At 40.3% G+C, this 14090-nt stretch carries 12 protein-coding genes and 1 pseudogene; 4 read left to right on the plus strand and 9 right to left on the minus strand.

All coding sequences use genetic code 11. The features are described 5' to 3' along the window. Positions 1–22: 22 nt before the first annotated feature. A complete protein-coding gene (locus SYJ56_RS16810) occupies positions 23–2587 on the minus strand; it encodes a mechanosensitive ion channel domain-containing protein (protein ID WP_323836077.1) in 2565 nt (854 codons plus the stop codon). Positions 2588–2611: 24 nt separating this feature from the next. Between SYJ56_RS16810 and SYJ56_RS16815 the strand changes: the two genes are divergently transcribed. From SYJ56_RS16815 to SYJ56_RS16825, 3 genes are all read left to right on the plus strand, one after another. Further along, positions 2612–2737, plus strand: coding sequence for a hypothetical protein (locus tag SYJ56_RS16815; RefSeq protein WP_323836079.1), 126 nt, complete (start codon positions 2612–2614; stop codon positions 2735–2737). 324 nt (positions 2738–3061) lie between these two features. Beyond that, positions 3062–4573 carry a S1C family serine protease gene (locus tag SYJ56_RS16820; RefSeq protein WP_323836080.1) on the plus strand — a complete coding sequence of 504 codons (1512 nt, stop codon included), beginning with the start codon at positions 3062–3064 and terminating at the stop codon, positions 4571–4573. Between the two features lie 128 nt (positions 4574–4701). Then, the gene (locus tag SYJ56_RS16825; protein WP_323836082.1) at positions 4702–5994 is read left to right on the plus strand and encodes a serine hydrolase domain-containing protein; all 1293 of its coding nucleotides are present in this window, start codon (positions 4702–4704) and stop codon (positions 5992–5994) included. A 345-nt stretch (positions 5995–6339) separates the two neighbouring features. Here the strand turns inward: SYJ56_RS16825 and SYJ56_RS16830 are convergent, their stop codons facing one another. The 6 genes and pseudogenes from SYJ56_RS16830 to SYJ56_RS16855 all read right to left on the minus strand — a co-directional run bounded on the left by SYJ56_RS16830 (position 6340) and on the right by SYJ56_RS16855 (position 12520). Then, entirely contained in the window at positions 6340–7764 is a 1425-nt protein-coding gene (locus tag SYJ56_RS16830; protein WP_323836083.1) for a DUF6600 domain-containing protein, read from the minus strand. Between the two features lie 295 nt (positions 7765–8059). Further along, positions 8060–8530: a hypothetical protein gene (locus tag SYJ56_RS16835; protein WP_323836085.1), complete on the minus strand. Its 471-nt coding sequence runs from the start codon at positions 8528–8530 to the stop codon at positions 8060–8062. A gap of 3 nt (positions 8531–8533) precedes the next feature. Further along, a pseudogene (locus SYJ56_RS16840) lies at positions 8534–8596 on the minus strand (hypothetical protein); the annotation flags it as partial. Continuing rightward, positions 8593–8880 carry a KilA-N domain-containing protein gene (locus tag SYJ56_RS16845; protein ID WP_323836087.1) on the minus strand — a complete coding sequence of 96 codons (288 nt, stop codon included), beginning with the start codon at positions 8878–8880 and terminating at the stop codon, positions 8593–8595. The pseudogene SYJ56_RS16840 and the gene SYJ56_RS16845, both read right to left, overlap by 4 nt. Before the next feature lie 93 nt (positions 8881–8973). Beyond that, complete coding sequence (locus SYJ56_RS16850) at positions 8974–10299, minus strand: Gfo/Idh/MocA family protein (protein ID WP_323836089.1); 1326 nt, start codon at positions 10297–10299, stop codon at positions 8974–8976. Between the two features lie 73 nt (positions 10300–10372). Beyond that, positions 10373–12520 (minus strand): alpha-amylase family protein, encoded by a 2148-nt coding sequence (locus SYJ56_RS16855; protein WP_323836091.1) that lies wholly within the window; start codon positions 12518–12520, stop codon positions 10373–10375. A gap of 326 nt (positions 12521–12846) precedes the next feature. Here SYJ56_RS16855 and SYJ56_RS16860 point away from each other — a divergent pair, with 326 nt between their 5' ends. Next, a complete protein-coding gene (locus SYJ56_RS16860) occupies positions 12847–13155 on the plus strand; it encodes a hypothetical protein (RefSeq protein ID WP_323836093.1) in 309 nt (102 codons plus the stop codon). A 175-nt stretch (positions 13156–13330) separates the two neighbouring features. Here SYJ56_RS16860 and SYJ56_RS16865 read toward each other — a convergent pair whose 3' ends face one another. Next, positions 13331–13834, minus strand: coding sequence for a hypothetical protein (locus SYJ56_RS16865; protein WP_323836094.1), 504 nt, complete (start codon positions 13832–13834; stop codon positions 13331–13333). Between the two features lie 24 nt (positions 13835–13858). Further along, positions 13859–14090, minus strand: a 232-nt coding sequence (locus tag SYJ56_RS16870; RefSeq protein ID WP_323836095.1) for a hypothetical protein, incomplete at its 5' end; no start/stop codon positions are given.

Below are 14090 nucleotides of genomic sequence, written 5' to 3' on the forward strand. Positions count from 1 at the left end.
CGAGAACCAATCCTCTGAAGTTTTAATCTTCAGAGGATTTTTTGTTTTCATCCGTTGAATTATCCTCTGATTCTGCATCCTGCTTTGCAGGACTAATATCTTCTCCAGGCTTTGATACATTTTCTTGCCAGCTTGAGGGAACAGATTTCAAATAGAGATCTCTTTTTGGGAAAGGGATTTCAATATTGTTTTCGGCGAATTTTTCAAAAATAGCACTCATGACCTCAGCACGTACATCTATCCAGATATCCATGCTTTCGACCCAGAAAAGAACACGAAAATCTACAGAACTATCATTGAAAGTCTGCATGTAAACATGAGGGGAAGGAGCTTTGAGAATTCGCTCTCCTTTTAGTACTTCTTCCAAAACAGACTTTACCAGTTTCATATCTGATCCATAGCCTACACCAATAATCAATTCTACCCTTCTTTTTTTATCCGATAGAGTCCAGTTAATCAAGCTTTGCGATAATAAGTCTCCATTTGGAATTACAATTTCTGATCCGTCATATGCTTGAATCTTACTGGCTCGTATTCCCACATCCTTCACTGTTCCGGCATTAAGACCTACTTGGATTTCATCACCAATCTGAATTGGTCGTTCGAATGCCAGGATGACACCTGAGACTAGGTTATTGATGATGGTCTGCAGACCGAATCCTATACCTACAGACAGTGCACCTAGTACAATTGCGATTTTGTCAAAGGGGATCTTAGCAGCAGTCATTCCTATAAAGAACCCAATAGTCAACACTGCCAGCCTAATTAAAAGAATAGAACTCCCAAGCCTCTGCTTTCTCGAGGTTGCAGTTCTTTGATCTTGGACCGAGGCAAAGTATGCAATATTGTTTGCCAGAAAAGTGGCTACATAAATAATTACAATGAAAAGGAAGATACTTCCAAATTGAAAAACAGTGGCTCCCAAAGTCCTGTCTTTTAAAAGAAAATCTGCAATCCAATCATAAACAGCATCAAAATAGCCTAGATGCCAAATTACTCCATACACCCAGATAGTAGCGGCAAATACGTATAAGAAACCCTTCATTCGTTTTTGAAGGTCTTGAAAATCAAAATAGGAGGTAAATCCGTCAGTTTCCTTTTTACTATGTTCTATAAATAAATAGATGGCTTCTAGGAATACATTGACAAAAAGGAAAAGTCCTATGCCTCGGTAAAAGAGGATTGCCCCAGTGACGGCGTAGGTTTTGGATAGGTTGAATCTACCCATTACGTTGGCACAAAATGCAAATGCTTCTATAAGGATAAGGAATATCGTAAGATATCTCAGAATCATATGATCTTGCAGTTTTTTTGTGTTGGCATATCTCAAAAGTATTATCCCCATGTACATGAATAACAGCGAAGAAATGAGAATATACCAGCGCTCTTGATATACTACTTTCCAGTTTAGACCGCTGAGAGCCAATAGTAAATAAGGGATAAGAAATATGAACCAGATTTTACTAAAGAACTTCCCAAACTGTTCTTTGACAAGGAAACTAGAGGCTCCCACCATCAATAATGACAGGAGTGAAATGAAAACTAAAGGAGGTCTAGTGAAAATTATTAAAAATGCAGGTATCAGAATAAGCAGTGTGGAAGAAAAAGTGTGCTTTTTAAAATATTTAATGCGGTCTAGGATAAGAGATGCAAAGTCTTTTTCATTGCTGATTTCTTTTATGGTAGACCGGGTTTTGAGGTAGAAAATAAGAAGTACCATACCACACAGCAAAAAAATGTAACCTGTCCGCTCTGCATATGTGATCATCAGCTGAGTATTGAGCACAGAGGATTCTTTGATTGCAGAAAGTAGATCACTGTCTTTAGAGTAGGTGATGGACTCCCAGGGATAATTGATTTCTTTGGTCCAATATTGCCGATCAAGCCTTTTTTTATTTTGGATCAGAAACTGTTTCAGTTCTAGAAAAAGCACTGCGTTTTCAGAGATTTTAGCCTGAAACTGTGCTACAATAATCTCTTGCGCTAGATATACACTATCTACGGTTTGTAAAGATTTTTGAAGCAGTTTGAGTTCACTATTTATAGCTGGCACCAACATAGTATCGCGAAGGGTCATTGCAAAAAGAGAATCTGACTTGATGGCATGAATTCTTATGCCTACATCATTAAGTTTTTCCACTCTTTCCTGAATTGTCTCTTGGTAGGATCTGTTTAATTCCCCTACTGTAGAGACCATGTTTTGCATGCCAATTAAGTAGCGATGATTAAGATGTTGTGAGTCAGCTTCAGTTTTACTCTTAATCCACTCAGCTATGAGATGAATTTTTGGGAGTTCATCGTACATGTCTAGCGTGTCCATGTATTCAGATAATTCCAGCTTTAATTCGCTGAGCTCAAAAGCATACTGCTGGGCCTTATTGATGACCTGAGTCAGAATAGCACCCGGGGATTTGGTGACTCTGGTAGAGATATTGGAGGTGTCAGAATAGCTAAAAAGAGTATCTATTGCCTCAATTCCCGTATTGGAGCTTTCATTGGTGCCAGTTGCACTAATTTCCTGTTCTTGGCCTGATGAAATGAATACAAAGGAAAAAATTAAAAAGAATGATATAAAAAACCGCTTCATAAAACCAGATTTGAAATTAAACAGATGAAATCGAGCATGACTAAAAAGTCACACACTTTGATGATTAAAATATATGTGAGATTCTCCCGAATCGATCCCGATAACTATCGGGACGGGACAGGCTATGTGACCAATAAAAACCAATTATAAACACATGAAAGAGGCCTTTCTATGCGAACGGCTTATCAAGCTAATTTGAATCGTTGATTTAATCAAGTTGATGAAGATTTCTTGTCATCAAGAATTTAGGACTTCGTCCTCTTGGGAATTTATCTCTTCTAAAAAAAACAGAAAAATGATGATTAATGAAACACTCTGGAGAGGAAATTGGTTTTAGAATAAGTTATTACTCTTTTGCATCTAAAATGCGGTTAATTCTTGTTAAGTTGTTGTAGAGGAGGTTTTTCAGGTCTGATCTTTGGATCTATTTGATCATTAATCTGTTTACTAATTGAAAAATAAACCTAAGGAAATATGAGCAAAAGACAATTCTTTCTGGGAATGCTTCTTGCCTCTTTAATAGGGGGCATTGTCGCTATAGCAGGCGTTAGTTTTCTCTTACAGCCACAAAACGCCACTAGTTTTGATGAGAAGCAGCAGGCTAGTTTCGTAAACTTACTATCTGGTGAAGACTTCACAGTTCCCGATGGGATCAATTTTGTGGCATCGGCTGAGGCAGTTGTGCCGGCAGTCGTTCACGTTAAAAGCAAGATCTCTTATCCTACAAGCAGAGGTAGAAGTCAGAGAGATCCAATGCAAGAGTTTTTTGGAATACCTCCAAGAGAAGATGGGGATCGTGAAAGGGAGCAGCAAGGGCCGACGATGATGAGCTCGGGGTCAGGAGTGATTATTTCGTCTGACGGGTATATCGTGACTAATAACCACGTAGTTGAAAATGCCGATATGTTAGAGATTTCTCTGGATAATAACAAACGGTACATAGCTGAGGTTGTAGGCACAGATCCAACTACTGATTTAGCTCTGCTTAAGATCGATGCAGAAGGATTGCCTTTCGTGAGATTTGGTGATTCTGATAAGACTAGAGTAGGTGAGTGGGTTCTTGCAGTCGGTAATCCGTTTGATTTGAACTCTACAGTGACAGCCGGAATTATTTCTGCGAAAGCTAGAAATATCAGAATCCTTCAAAACGTAGAAAACAACCTCTCTGTTGAAGCATTCTTGCAAACAGATGCAGTGGTGAACCCAGGTAATTCAGGAGGAGCGCTAGTCAATCTGGCTGGAGAATTGATCGGTATAAACACTGCCATTGCAAGCAGAACAGGTACTTTTAGCGGATATTCTTTTGCGGTGCCAAGTACTCTTGTGAAAAAAGTAATGGACGACCTAATGCAATACGGTACTGCACAGCGAGCGTTACTCGGTGTAAATATTCAAAATGTTAGTCCTGAACTTGCAGATTATTTGGAGAAAGAATTTCCTGTTGAACAAGGAGTATATATTGGAGGCGTAAATGAAAATAGTGGAGGAGAAGATGCTGGGCTTAAAGAAGGAGATATTATAATCAGTTTGGATGGTAGAGTGACGAATAACGTGGCAAACCTACAGGAAATGGTAGCTAGAAAACGACCAGGTGATAAAGTAGAAGTAGAATACATCCGTGATGGAGAAACTTTTAAAACTAAGGCTACCCTAAAGAATTTCTCAGGCACTACTGGTATAGTAGAAAAAATTATTCCTAAAACCTACAAGTTTCAAGGTGTAAGCTTTGAAGAAGTTCCAGGTCAAATTAAAGGATCACTTGAATTATCGGGTGGAGCATTGATAGCGTCTGTCGATGGCGATAAGTGGAAAAGGTCTGGAGCTAAGCCTGGATTTATTATTACTTCTATCATCACTGAAAGCGGTAGAATGAAAATAGCTAATGTGGAGAATCTCTTAGAAGTATTAGAAGCTACTGATGGTGACTCTATAGTAGTTCTTGGTATGTTCCAGGATGGGACAGAATATTATTTTGAAGTTGACTAATTGACTTTGAAGTCAAATATAGGCAGGCCGGTGATTATTCATCGGCCTGTTTTTTTTACCATAGTGTGAAGCGGGATAGATTTTTGGTCTATATTTCCTATTTTACTTTTCAATTAAACCCACAACCTATGAAAAAGTACATCGGCTTATTTAGCTGCTTTTTTTACATGATTGTTTTGAGTGCGAATATTTTTGCTCAAAGCCCATCAACTCTTCTTACTCCACAGGGTAAGCAACCTCTAAATGGAGTTTCTGCGGATCGTCTTGAAAGGATAGATCAAATGCTGGATCAAACTGTAAGTTCTAATCAAGTTCCGGGATTGGTAGCCTTAATCGTGAAAGACGGTATGATCGTCTATCACGAAGCCAAAGGTCTGGCAGATGTTTCGTCGAATACAAAAATGGCTAAAGATCAGATATTCAGAATTGCTTCCCAATCCAAAGCCATTACCTCTACTGCTGTGATGATGCTGTGGGAAGAGGGGAAATTCAGATTAGACGATCCTATTTCGAAGTATATTCCAGAGTTTGCCAATCCACAGATTTTGACAGGGTTTCGCTACGGAGATTCTTCGTATTCCACCAAGCCTTCACCACGTGAGATCACAATTAGACATCTAATTACCCACACTTCAGGAATAGGGTATGGTGTAATCGATGCAGATGAGCGCATGAAGATGATCTATGCTAAGGCTGGAATCGTGGATGCATTCACAACGGAGCCTGTTAAAATCAGTAATAATATTAAGAAGCTAGCAAAGTTACCGCTCCATCATGAGCCTGGGGAAAAATTTACTTATAGTGAAGGTCTTGATGTTCTCGGATACTTTATCGAGGTCGTGTCAGGTATGCCATTCGATCAATTTCTAAAAACACGGATTTTTGATCCTATAGGAATGAATAATACCGGATTCTATTTGGATGAAGCTCAGGGAAAAAAGCTTGTAACAATTCATCATAAAGTTGATAATAAGTGGGAAGCTTTTCCTGTAACTTTTTATGATCCTGATTACCCGAAAACTGGTGCTAAGTCTTTCTTCTCGGGTGGAGCAGGCCTCTCATCGACTGCTGAGGATTATGCTAAATTCCTTCAGATGTATCTGAACGGAGGAGCATACAGAGGCACAAGATTCCTAAGTCCTACGACTATAAAGGCCATTATGAGTAATCAAGTAGAAGATTTGCTTGGCAATGGAGGCAAAGATTATGGACTTGCTTTTGGTTTGGTAGATGAAAATGGAGTAGCTCAAGGAGGAATCGGGAGCCTAGGGACTTTTGATTGGGGAGGGTATTTCAATACTCAATACTTTGCAGATCCTGTGACCAATACTATCGGTATACTAATGAAGCAGACCCAAGGAGGGACAGGTGATGAATCAGGTTGGAAATTCAGGCAGATGGTTTTTTCTGCGATAGAATGAGATTTCCGTTCGTGAGCCACGAACGGTGACGTTAAGATGGCTAGTAAAAAATGGGTGTGCTATTGTAGTATGCCCTTTTTCAATATTGATGGGACTATACCTAAAGGGCACAGCAAACATTTTAAATCAACAGCTATCTAGAGTTTGCCCCTATGAGACAATTGGAGCAGTGTTCTTTGCGCTTCCTTTGTGCACTTCGCGGTTAAAAAACTTACACCATCATTTAGTACGTCAAATTTCTAATTGAAAGCAGCAAATGTAGTCTGTCGAACTACGGCTGGTGAGCTTGTCGAACCAAAAAAAGCATAGCCAAATGACTATGCTTTAGTATAGGTTTATTTAAAGTTAATTATTGCCCCTGGTTTTTGAGCTGCTTCTTGAGGAAGAACTGCCAGAAGATGTCCGGGAACTTTGTGCCGGAGTACTTGACCTGGAAGGAATGCTTTTCACCTGCGGAGTAGATCGGCTAGGAGCAGGTTGCGCCTGTCTAGTCTGAGTAGTACGAGCAGGTGCAGTCCTCGCTGGACTCGAAGACTGTGACCTTGAAGGTGCAGGCTGCGCTTTAGGTTGAGTCGATCTCTGCGCTGGAGCAGGTTGAGTACGAGGCTGAGTTGACCTTTGAGTAGGAGCAGGCTGCGTTCTTGATTCATTTGATCTTTGAGTAGGAGCAGATTGCGTTCTAGATTCATTAGATCTTTGGACAGGAGCTGAGCTTTGAGTTCTCGTTGGAGTTCCCTCACTTTGACGATTCGGCGTGGCAGTTCTGGTTTGAGTGCCAGAATATGGTCTAGTCTCAAATTCACTGTCCCTCCTAGTTGGAGTAGTTGATCTAACGCCAGAATTATCAGATCTACTTGGGGTAGATGCTCTTTCTGAAGATCTCGACGGTGCTGCAGAAGTAGTACCTGATCTTCCTGACACAGATTCAGATCTACTATTTACTCTTGATGGAGCAGTAGCAGGCTGTGTTCTGCTTTGTCCTGAAGAAAGAATCCTAGAAGGTCTCGCTGCTGTAGTAGTTCCTCTTGCACTTTGTAAATCAGGTCTGTAAGCCCTTACTGCGTTCCTTGAGGCCACTGTTCTTCCAGGAGTTGTACTATTCTCTATTCTACGCTCAGGGTATGATCTATTGGTTACTCTCTCTACATCTCTTCGTGTAGGTCCAGCATAGTAGCGATTGTTATTGTATACTACAGTGTTGTTTATTATGGTGGTATTGTTGTAGATATTCACACGTCTGGCTCTTGGCACACAGTAGCTATATACATTGTGGTACACGAATCTGTTTCGCGGTACAAATATCCAGTGGAAGGCAGGAATGGCAATTCTCATATTTACAGTGAATCCAGGTCCCATTGGTGCCCATCCATAATATCCGCCACCTGTTCTCCAATCTACCCATGCCGGACCCCATTGGTAATCAGGAATCCATGCCCAGCTTTGGTAATTGTTGTCAAAATACCATCTTCCATAATGGAATGTCGCCCAACCCCAATCGTAATCAGAAACCCAGGTATTGCCATAGGAAGTCATCACCCAGTGTCCGTTAGTACCGTAGGGATGGAAATCATTTTGAACTGCCGGCAACCAAACATAGCCGTATCGGGCGTCTTTCACCCAATCACCATAAGGCATCAATTCATCATAGAATATCTGAAAAGAAACTCCGTTAGCATTCTCAGCTTGAGCTTCGGTTGGACTAATCCAGATTAAAGCGACGATTCCCATCATCAAGTTTCTCATCCATTTTGGTACTTGGGGAGTTTTCATGTTTAGTAGGTTTAGGATTAAATAATTGGTTATGTTCTTTTTTTGGGTTGTTGTCTTTTTCAACGGCTTCCTAGTTAAGTAGATGCAAATTCTTATAAAAAGGATGCATGCATACTAAAACCAAAATCACGCCAGTTTTCAATACTTCTGTAAAATGGGTGATAGTTAAGGGTGGTTTACGTAAAAAATTAGACCAATGGTTTCAATAAATCTTAATATATTCTTGATAAAGGTTTAAAATATTTACACTTAAATAAAAAAATCAAATAACTGCTTTTAACCAAAGAAATTATTTTTAGGATGGTTCTTGGCTTTTTCCAGAAAAATGGAGGAATAGGAGGAAAGAATTTTTTGTGAAAAAATATAATCTCTTACCAAAAGTTGAAAAGTGTCGGGATAATCCCTGACCTATAAATATGGCATTGACACTTTCCATATTACTCAGAACCACCAATTGCTCAATGGTGGCTAAGTCTCTTATATTGCCTTTTGCTTCTCGATTTTCTTCTCGCCATTGTTTGGCCGTTTTTCCAAACAGTGCCACGTTTAGCATATCGGCTTCATTGGCATACACCAAGCCTGTTTGCGTTTTAGTCAATTCTTTGGGAATGAGGTTGGCTTTAATGGCATCAGTATGAATCACATAATTAACCTTGGCTAACGTGCGCTGCAAATTCCATTCTAATTTCAGACTGTCGTTTTCTTCAATTTTTAAGCGTTGAAATTCTTTAATTAGATAAATCTTGAATTGCGGACTTATCCACATTCCAAACTCAAATGCAATGTCGGGATGGGTATAAGTCCCGCCATATCTACCTGCTGTGGCTTTCAGCCAATTGCATTGGTTTTCTCAACCCATTCTTTGACACTTAGTTTGTAACTGTTCAGACCAGCCTGACTTTTAATTGTGGCGAATTCGCCATAATTAAAATCGGAATTGTAAACCGACTCCCATATTCCTAGATATTCCACGGTATTCCTATTACGTAACCAATCAGAAATGAAAAAGTCGCCGTCTTTGGCTTTAAGCATATCGGTCAGGGAAATAAACTCCTTTTCGTGGTCAAAAAGTATGGTTATCTCTTTGCCTTCAACCTGTATTTTCTTATTCTTCACCATATTCTTTTTGTAAGTACCAAGTTCATAAGAGCAATTTAGTGATAGCCCAATGAGTATAATAGTCTATTAGAATCAGGTAATGCGGGATAGTTAAGAAGTTATTTTCGGTAAAGTCCAAGGCGCTCTATAGTTTGGCCAGATCAATTCATTGGCAGCTGCATTTCCGGTAAATTCTCTTTTCGCTTCATCCCAAATCAATTCCTCAGCTCCAATTCTTGCGGCGATATTCGGAATATGAGCGTGCAAGGCAGCGATCCGCCCAGCCTCTGGAGGACAAATGGGTTCATTTCGGGTTTTAATGCACTCCACAAAATTGGCCACATGTAGATTGTGACTTTCAGTCATTCCTTCTAGTTTTTTGGCCTCTATTTTTGGGGCTTTTGCTTCTGGATCCCATTCTGGATAGATATCGTAGCCACCACGATTGACTACTAGTGTGCCTTTTTCGCCAACATACCCAATTCCATAGGGTTTGCCATACGGTCCGGTTTGCAGCCCACCATTCATGTCGTAATTAATAAGAAAGTCCTTTTTAGGATAGAGTACATTCATCGTATCGAAGGTGTCTCGATCCCGATTCTCTTTGTTGACATTGGCTGCGTAGGTAAGAACTCTGGAAGGGACTGCCGGGTTTTCTTCCACCCAGATCGCCATATCCAACAGGTGGACACCCCAGTCGGACATCAAACCCCCTCCATAATCCCAGAAATGTCGCCAACTTCCGTGAAAGCGATTTGGGTTAAAGCTTCTGGAAGGTGCAGGTCCCAACCAGAAATCATAATCCACGCCCTCGGGTACCGGAGTCGTAGGTTGGATCAAGTTGCCAAGTCCGTAATTGAAGTTTGACCAGATATTCACCTTTCTGATTTTGCCGAGGTAACCGCTTTTTACCAAATCCCGGGCTTCGATAAAACCTTGTCCTGACCGTTGCTGCTGACCCACTTGCATGATTCGATTGTACTGATTTTTTGCATTGACCATCAGATCACACTCACCAATGGTGTTTGCCATGGGCTTTTCTACATAGACATCCTTTCCGGCTTGGCAGGCGGCCACAGCGATCAGGCAATGCCAGTGATCGGGTGTGCCGATAATTACCGCGTCCACATCGGTTCGTTCCAGTAAGAGTCTAAAGTCGGTGTAGCGTTCCGGTTTTTTTCCTGTGGCTGTCTCCACTTCTGCGATTCTTCTATCGAGTACATTTTGGTCAATATCACATAGAGCTACACAGTCCACTTCCGGCAGTGCGATGTGATGGCGAAGAATCCCAAATCCCATACTATTGCAACCTATAAGTGCTACGCGGACCCGGTCACTGGCAGCGACGCCTTGCTTGGCCTGGAGAAGAGATGGGGATAGCCAAAGTCCACCAGCGACGATTCCGGTGGATTTGATAAAGGTGCGACGGTCATTCATAGGGTTTGGGTTTAGGAGTGGGAAAAGAAACTGGAATTCAAAATACACCAATTTCAGATATTAGTCTCTATCATTAACGTTCAATCACAATACCTTCATAGTCTACCAGTTTTTCTACCTCGAATGAAGTGTACCCATCTTCATAATTAAAGGTGATATCATTACCATCAATCATGCTCCATATCCGTCGTGGTTCAAAGCTGGTTTTAATTTTAAAGTTTGTTTGGTAGATGGGTAATGGGCTGAAGTACGTATTACCACTGAATCCTGTGAGATTAACCAAATGGAGCAGCATCCCTTCCATGGTTTCGCTAGTATAATTTTCTGGAATATTCCGGGCATACTCTTGTAATACGGCTTCTACACGCGGATGTGCGTTTGTGACGATCATGTCATTCACCTCAGGGTAGGAATAGTCAATCAGGTCCAAGAGAATATTTTTATGCTGCTCATAGCCATGTAGATAATACAGTTTACCCAGATTGATTGGCAGAAGAATGGCGCTGCTTTTGGCGTGTTTTTTTATGCCAACTGCATGGTATCCTGAGGGTTCGTGACCGCCGATTTTCTCGGGTGGACCGGGTCTTCCCGGAGTGTAGATAGGCAGTTTTTCTTCATCCGCGGATTCAAAGTCATATAGTCCCAAATTGAATTTCCAGAAAAGCAGTTCTTGCTTCTCAAATCTGGTGAAGAGCTTTTTATCCGAGGGATTGAGGTAATAGCCACTGCCCTCATGATCAAGTTGCTTGATTTTGGCTCCAAATAGACGCTCAAGCGCTTCAGGATGTGCTGACAAAGACCGATTGGTAGCAATCAGATTGGTGCCGGATTCATTGATCCGAATAAGTGCTTCCAAGGATTCTGTATCTAAATTTGTGATTTCGGGCAGGATCAGCAGCTTGTATGATTTGAGCTGATCTTCCAGATGCGCAATCTGGCTTTTCTCTACTATATAAAATTGGATATGGGATTCTTTGAGCATCAGCTGGATGCCACGATACTCATGGGCGGCATCACCAGATGGCCATGACCCGGGAGCGATTACTCCTACCTGAGCTGGGGAAGTGTAGTTTCCAAAATAGGGCTCATACTTTTTATGCAGTGCATAAACCTTCCGGTATATTTCAAAATTGCGCTCATCCTCATAATCACGGAAATCTCCCATAATGCTCATATCCAATCCTGAGCCATTGGCGATATTTTCGTACAGTCGAATAGCAACCTCCTCTGGCTCTACGGCATTGTATCTGGACTGAAAGGAAATCTGCTGAATACTGGCATTGCTGACAATGTGATCTGGATAAGAATGGATGGTACTATTCACATTGTCCGAAGCATTGTATGGCCAGTAAGGCAGGGAATTAGTCTGAGACTCATGTCGGATGATATCCACATATTTTTCGGAGTAGGTACAGATGGCGATTTGCTCGTTTTTGGATTTGACTAGCTCATGGACACGGCGTATCAGGTCGTCAGAGGTGTATTGCTTGAACTCTTGATATTTTATAAAAACCGGATCGCTGGAGTCTTCCTTTGTAGGAAGCTTCATCCCGTCGCTGTATTCCGAAAAGCGTTTCATATCGTATGGATTCTGATCAATCCCATGATATTCCCCGGTATAGGCATTTTTGGTGGCGTATCCCGGCATATTGATAAAAATACCATCGATAGGATAGCGGTCAATTACTTCTTCGACGATGTTGAATAGCTGCTCTTGTTCATAAGGTGCATTGATAGAGATCACATACATATCGTCATTCACGATCCGTTTCCCTTCCGGAGAGATGTAAAACCAATCGGGTTGCTTATCAAAAATACTTTTATGCGCTCTGCTGAAGTCGAATCTTACGATTACCTTAATTCCATTTTCATGACATTTGGCGATGACATCACCCAGCATGTTATCCTTCATGTAGGGATTGGTGTACTGATATTCCAGTTGGGTAGGGTAGAAAGCCATAATTCCCCCTGCATTGATAATAAGCGTATTTGCAGAGAGGCTTTTAAGATCAGCTATCAGGGAATCCACCACTAAGGTTTCTGCCTCGTAAGCAGGCAGATTGGTCTGAATCACCCGTAGATTATTTGCTTTCCACCAAGGAATACTATCCGGCCAGGAAGAGGATTGGGCTTGGGAGCTGAATGGAATGAGTAGAAAAATCAATCCGTAAATCAAGCCTTTGCAGACCGGGCACATCAATAAAAAAGAAATCCGTTTCATTCAGTAGGTTGGTTATAGGGTTGATAAAACAATATACCATGCTTGGATTAAATCTACCGTTTCGGTGGGCTCTTTTTATCCTTAGGCTGGCTGAGTTTGCAACTTCATCCAAGTATCAAGATTAATTTGAAATTGATTAGGATATGAAGTTGTAATTACAAATTACACCTAATGACCTCAACGCTTATTCTACGCTCAATGGGGGATTACTGAAATTTGGAATTTATAGGATAGCGTAAATTAAGATTGGATTCAAATTAAGTATAAAACTATGGGAGATTGATTTAGTAATCTTAAATTGAATAATACAATAAATTATAAATTAAATGATCAATAAAATATCGGACTTGGAAATTGGAAAAGAGTATGTGGTTTTACTTACTAAGGATAAACGAATGGGGAAGAAAGCCGTCATAAAGGCTCTGGTTAATCAGAAGTTTGAAGGGATGAGTCCTAGGACTGAAATCGAAATAGACCTATTTGAGGGCGGAAAATTGAAATCAAGCAATATTCTGTATGCTAAAGAGATTGGGTTTGGAAATGATTTGAATGAGGCATTTTCTAACTACGGAAAGTTTGATTATGAAGAGAATGAAGACTTCCTCTCCGAACCCCTTAATGTTGAGAAAAGTTAGGGTGTTTTGTGTGAAATTGGAACCCATACAAACGTCGAGTTGCTAAATTCAATCTCTGGGCTTGGTAAGGTTAATTGCTTCAACCTCGTATTTATGTCAATTTCAAATTGATCAGGATAGGAAGGTGTAATTACAAATTACACCTAGCTCAACGCATAGTCTACGCTTAGTGGGGTTAAAAATAATTTGTTTTAGTTGAGTAATTATCAAGTTTTAAGTCTTTGTTTATTCGTTTGTCTGCCATAAATAGAATACGGTCGGACTTGTCAAAAGGTATTTTGTGTTTATCACAAATGTCTTTCAGGTCTTTTAAATATTGAAAATAAAGTTCAATTTGGTCGTTCACGTTTTTGTCGTTGGAATGCGTTTTTAATTTTAGCTTTTTCTCCTTGTAAATAATTCGATAAACACGTTGGTCAATTATTTGATAAATATTTTTGTTTTTAAACCTTAAAATTGTCGAAGCCATAGGGAGTTGTATTCCTTTTGTCTTAAGCAATGATTTTAATATTTTTTGCGTTAAGTTAATGTCCAATTCGTGTGAATTTATATTTATGTCGTTTATCAAATTTAATGTGTCATTGTCAATGTGGGCATAGCGGTTAATTTTCCATAAAACGATTTCATTAATTATGTTTTGGTCAAACAATGTAGCAACCTTGTCAAGTTTTAAGGTCAAATCAATTTGATAGTTAAACCCGAATTATGCATTAGAATAATTAAAAGGGGGGCTTAGATTCTGAATTTGGGAGAAGATGCCATCCATCCAGGGTCTTTTTTTGACTGGTAAAGAGATTTTCAAGACCTGTTTATTGGCATGGTTTACCTTCCATGCCCCTAATGCAAAGCAATAGGATTTGAGCGTTTTTAAGGTTGCCCTGTTATGATGGTTGAGTGCAAAATGTCTGAATAGGCTCATCAGGTTATAGGACACC

It is taken from the genome of Algoriphagus aurantiacus, assembly GCF_035156405.1.
Lineage (GTDB): Bacteria > Bacteroidota > Bacteroidia > Cytophagales > Cyclobacteriaceae > Algoriphagus > Algoriphagus aurantiacus.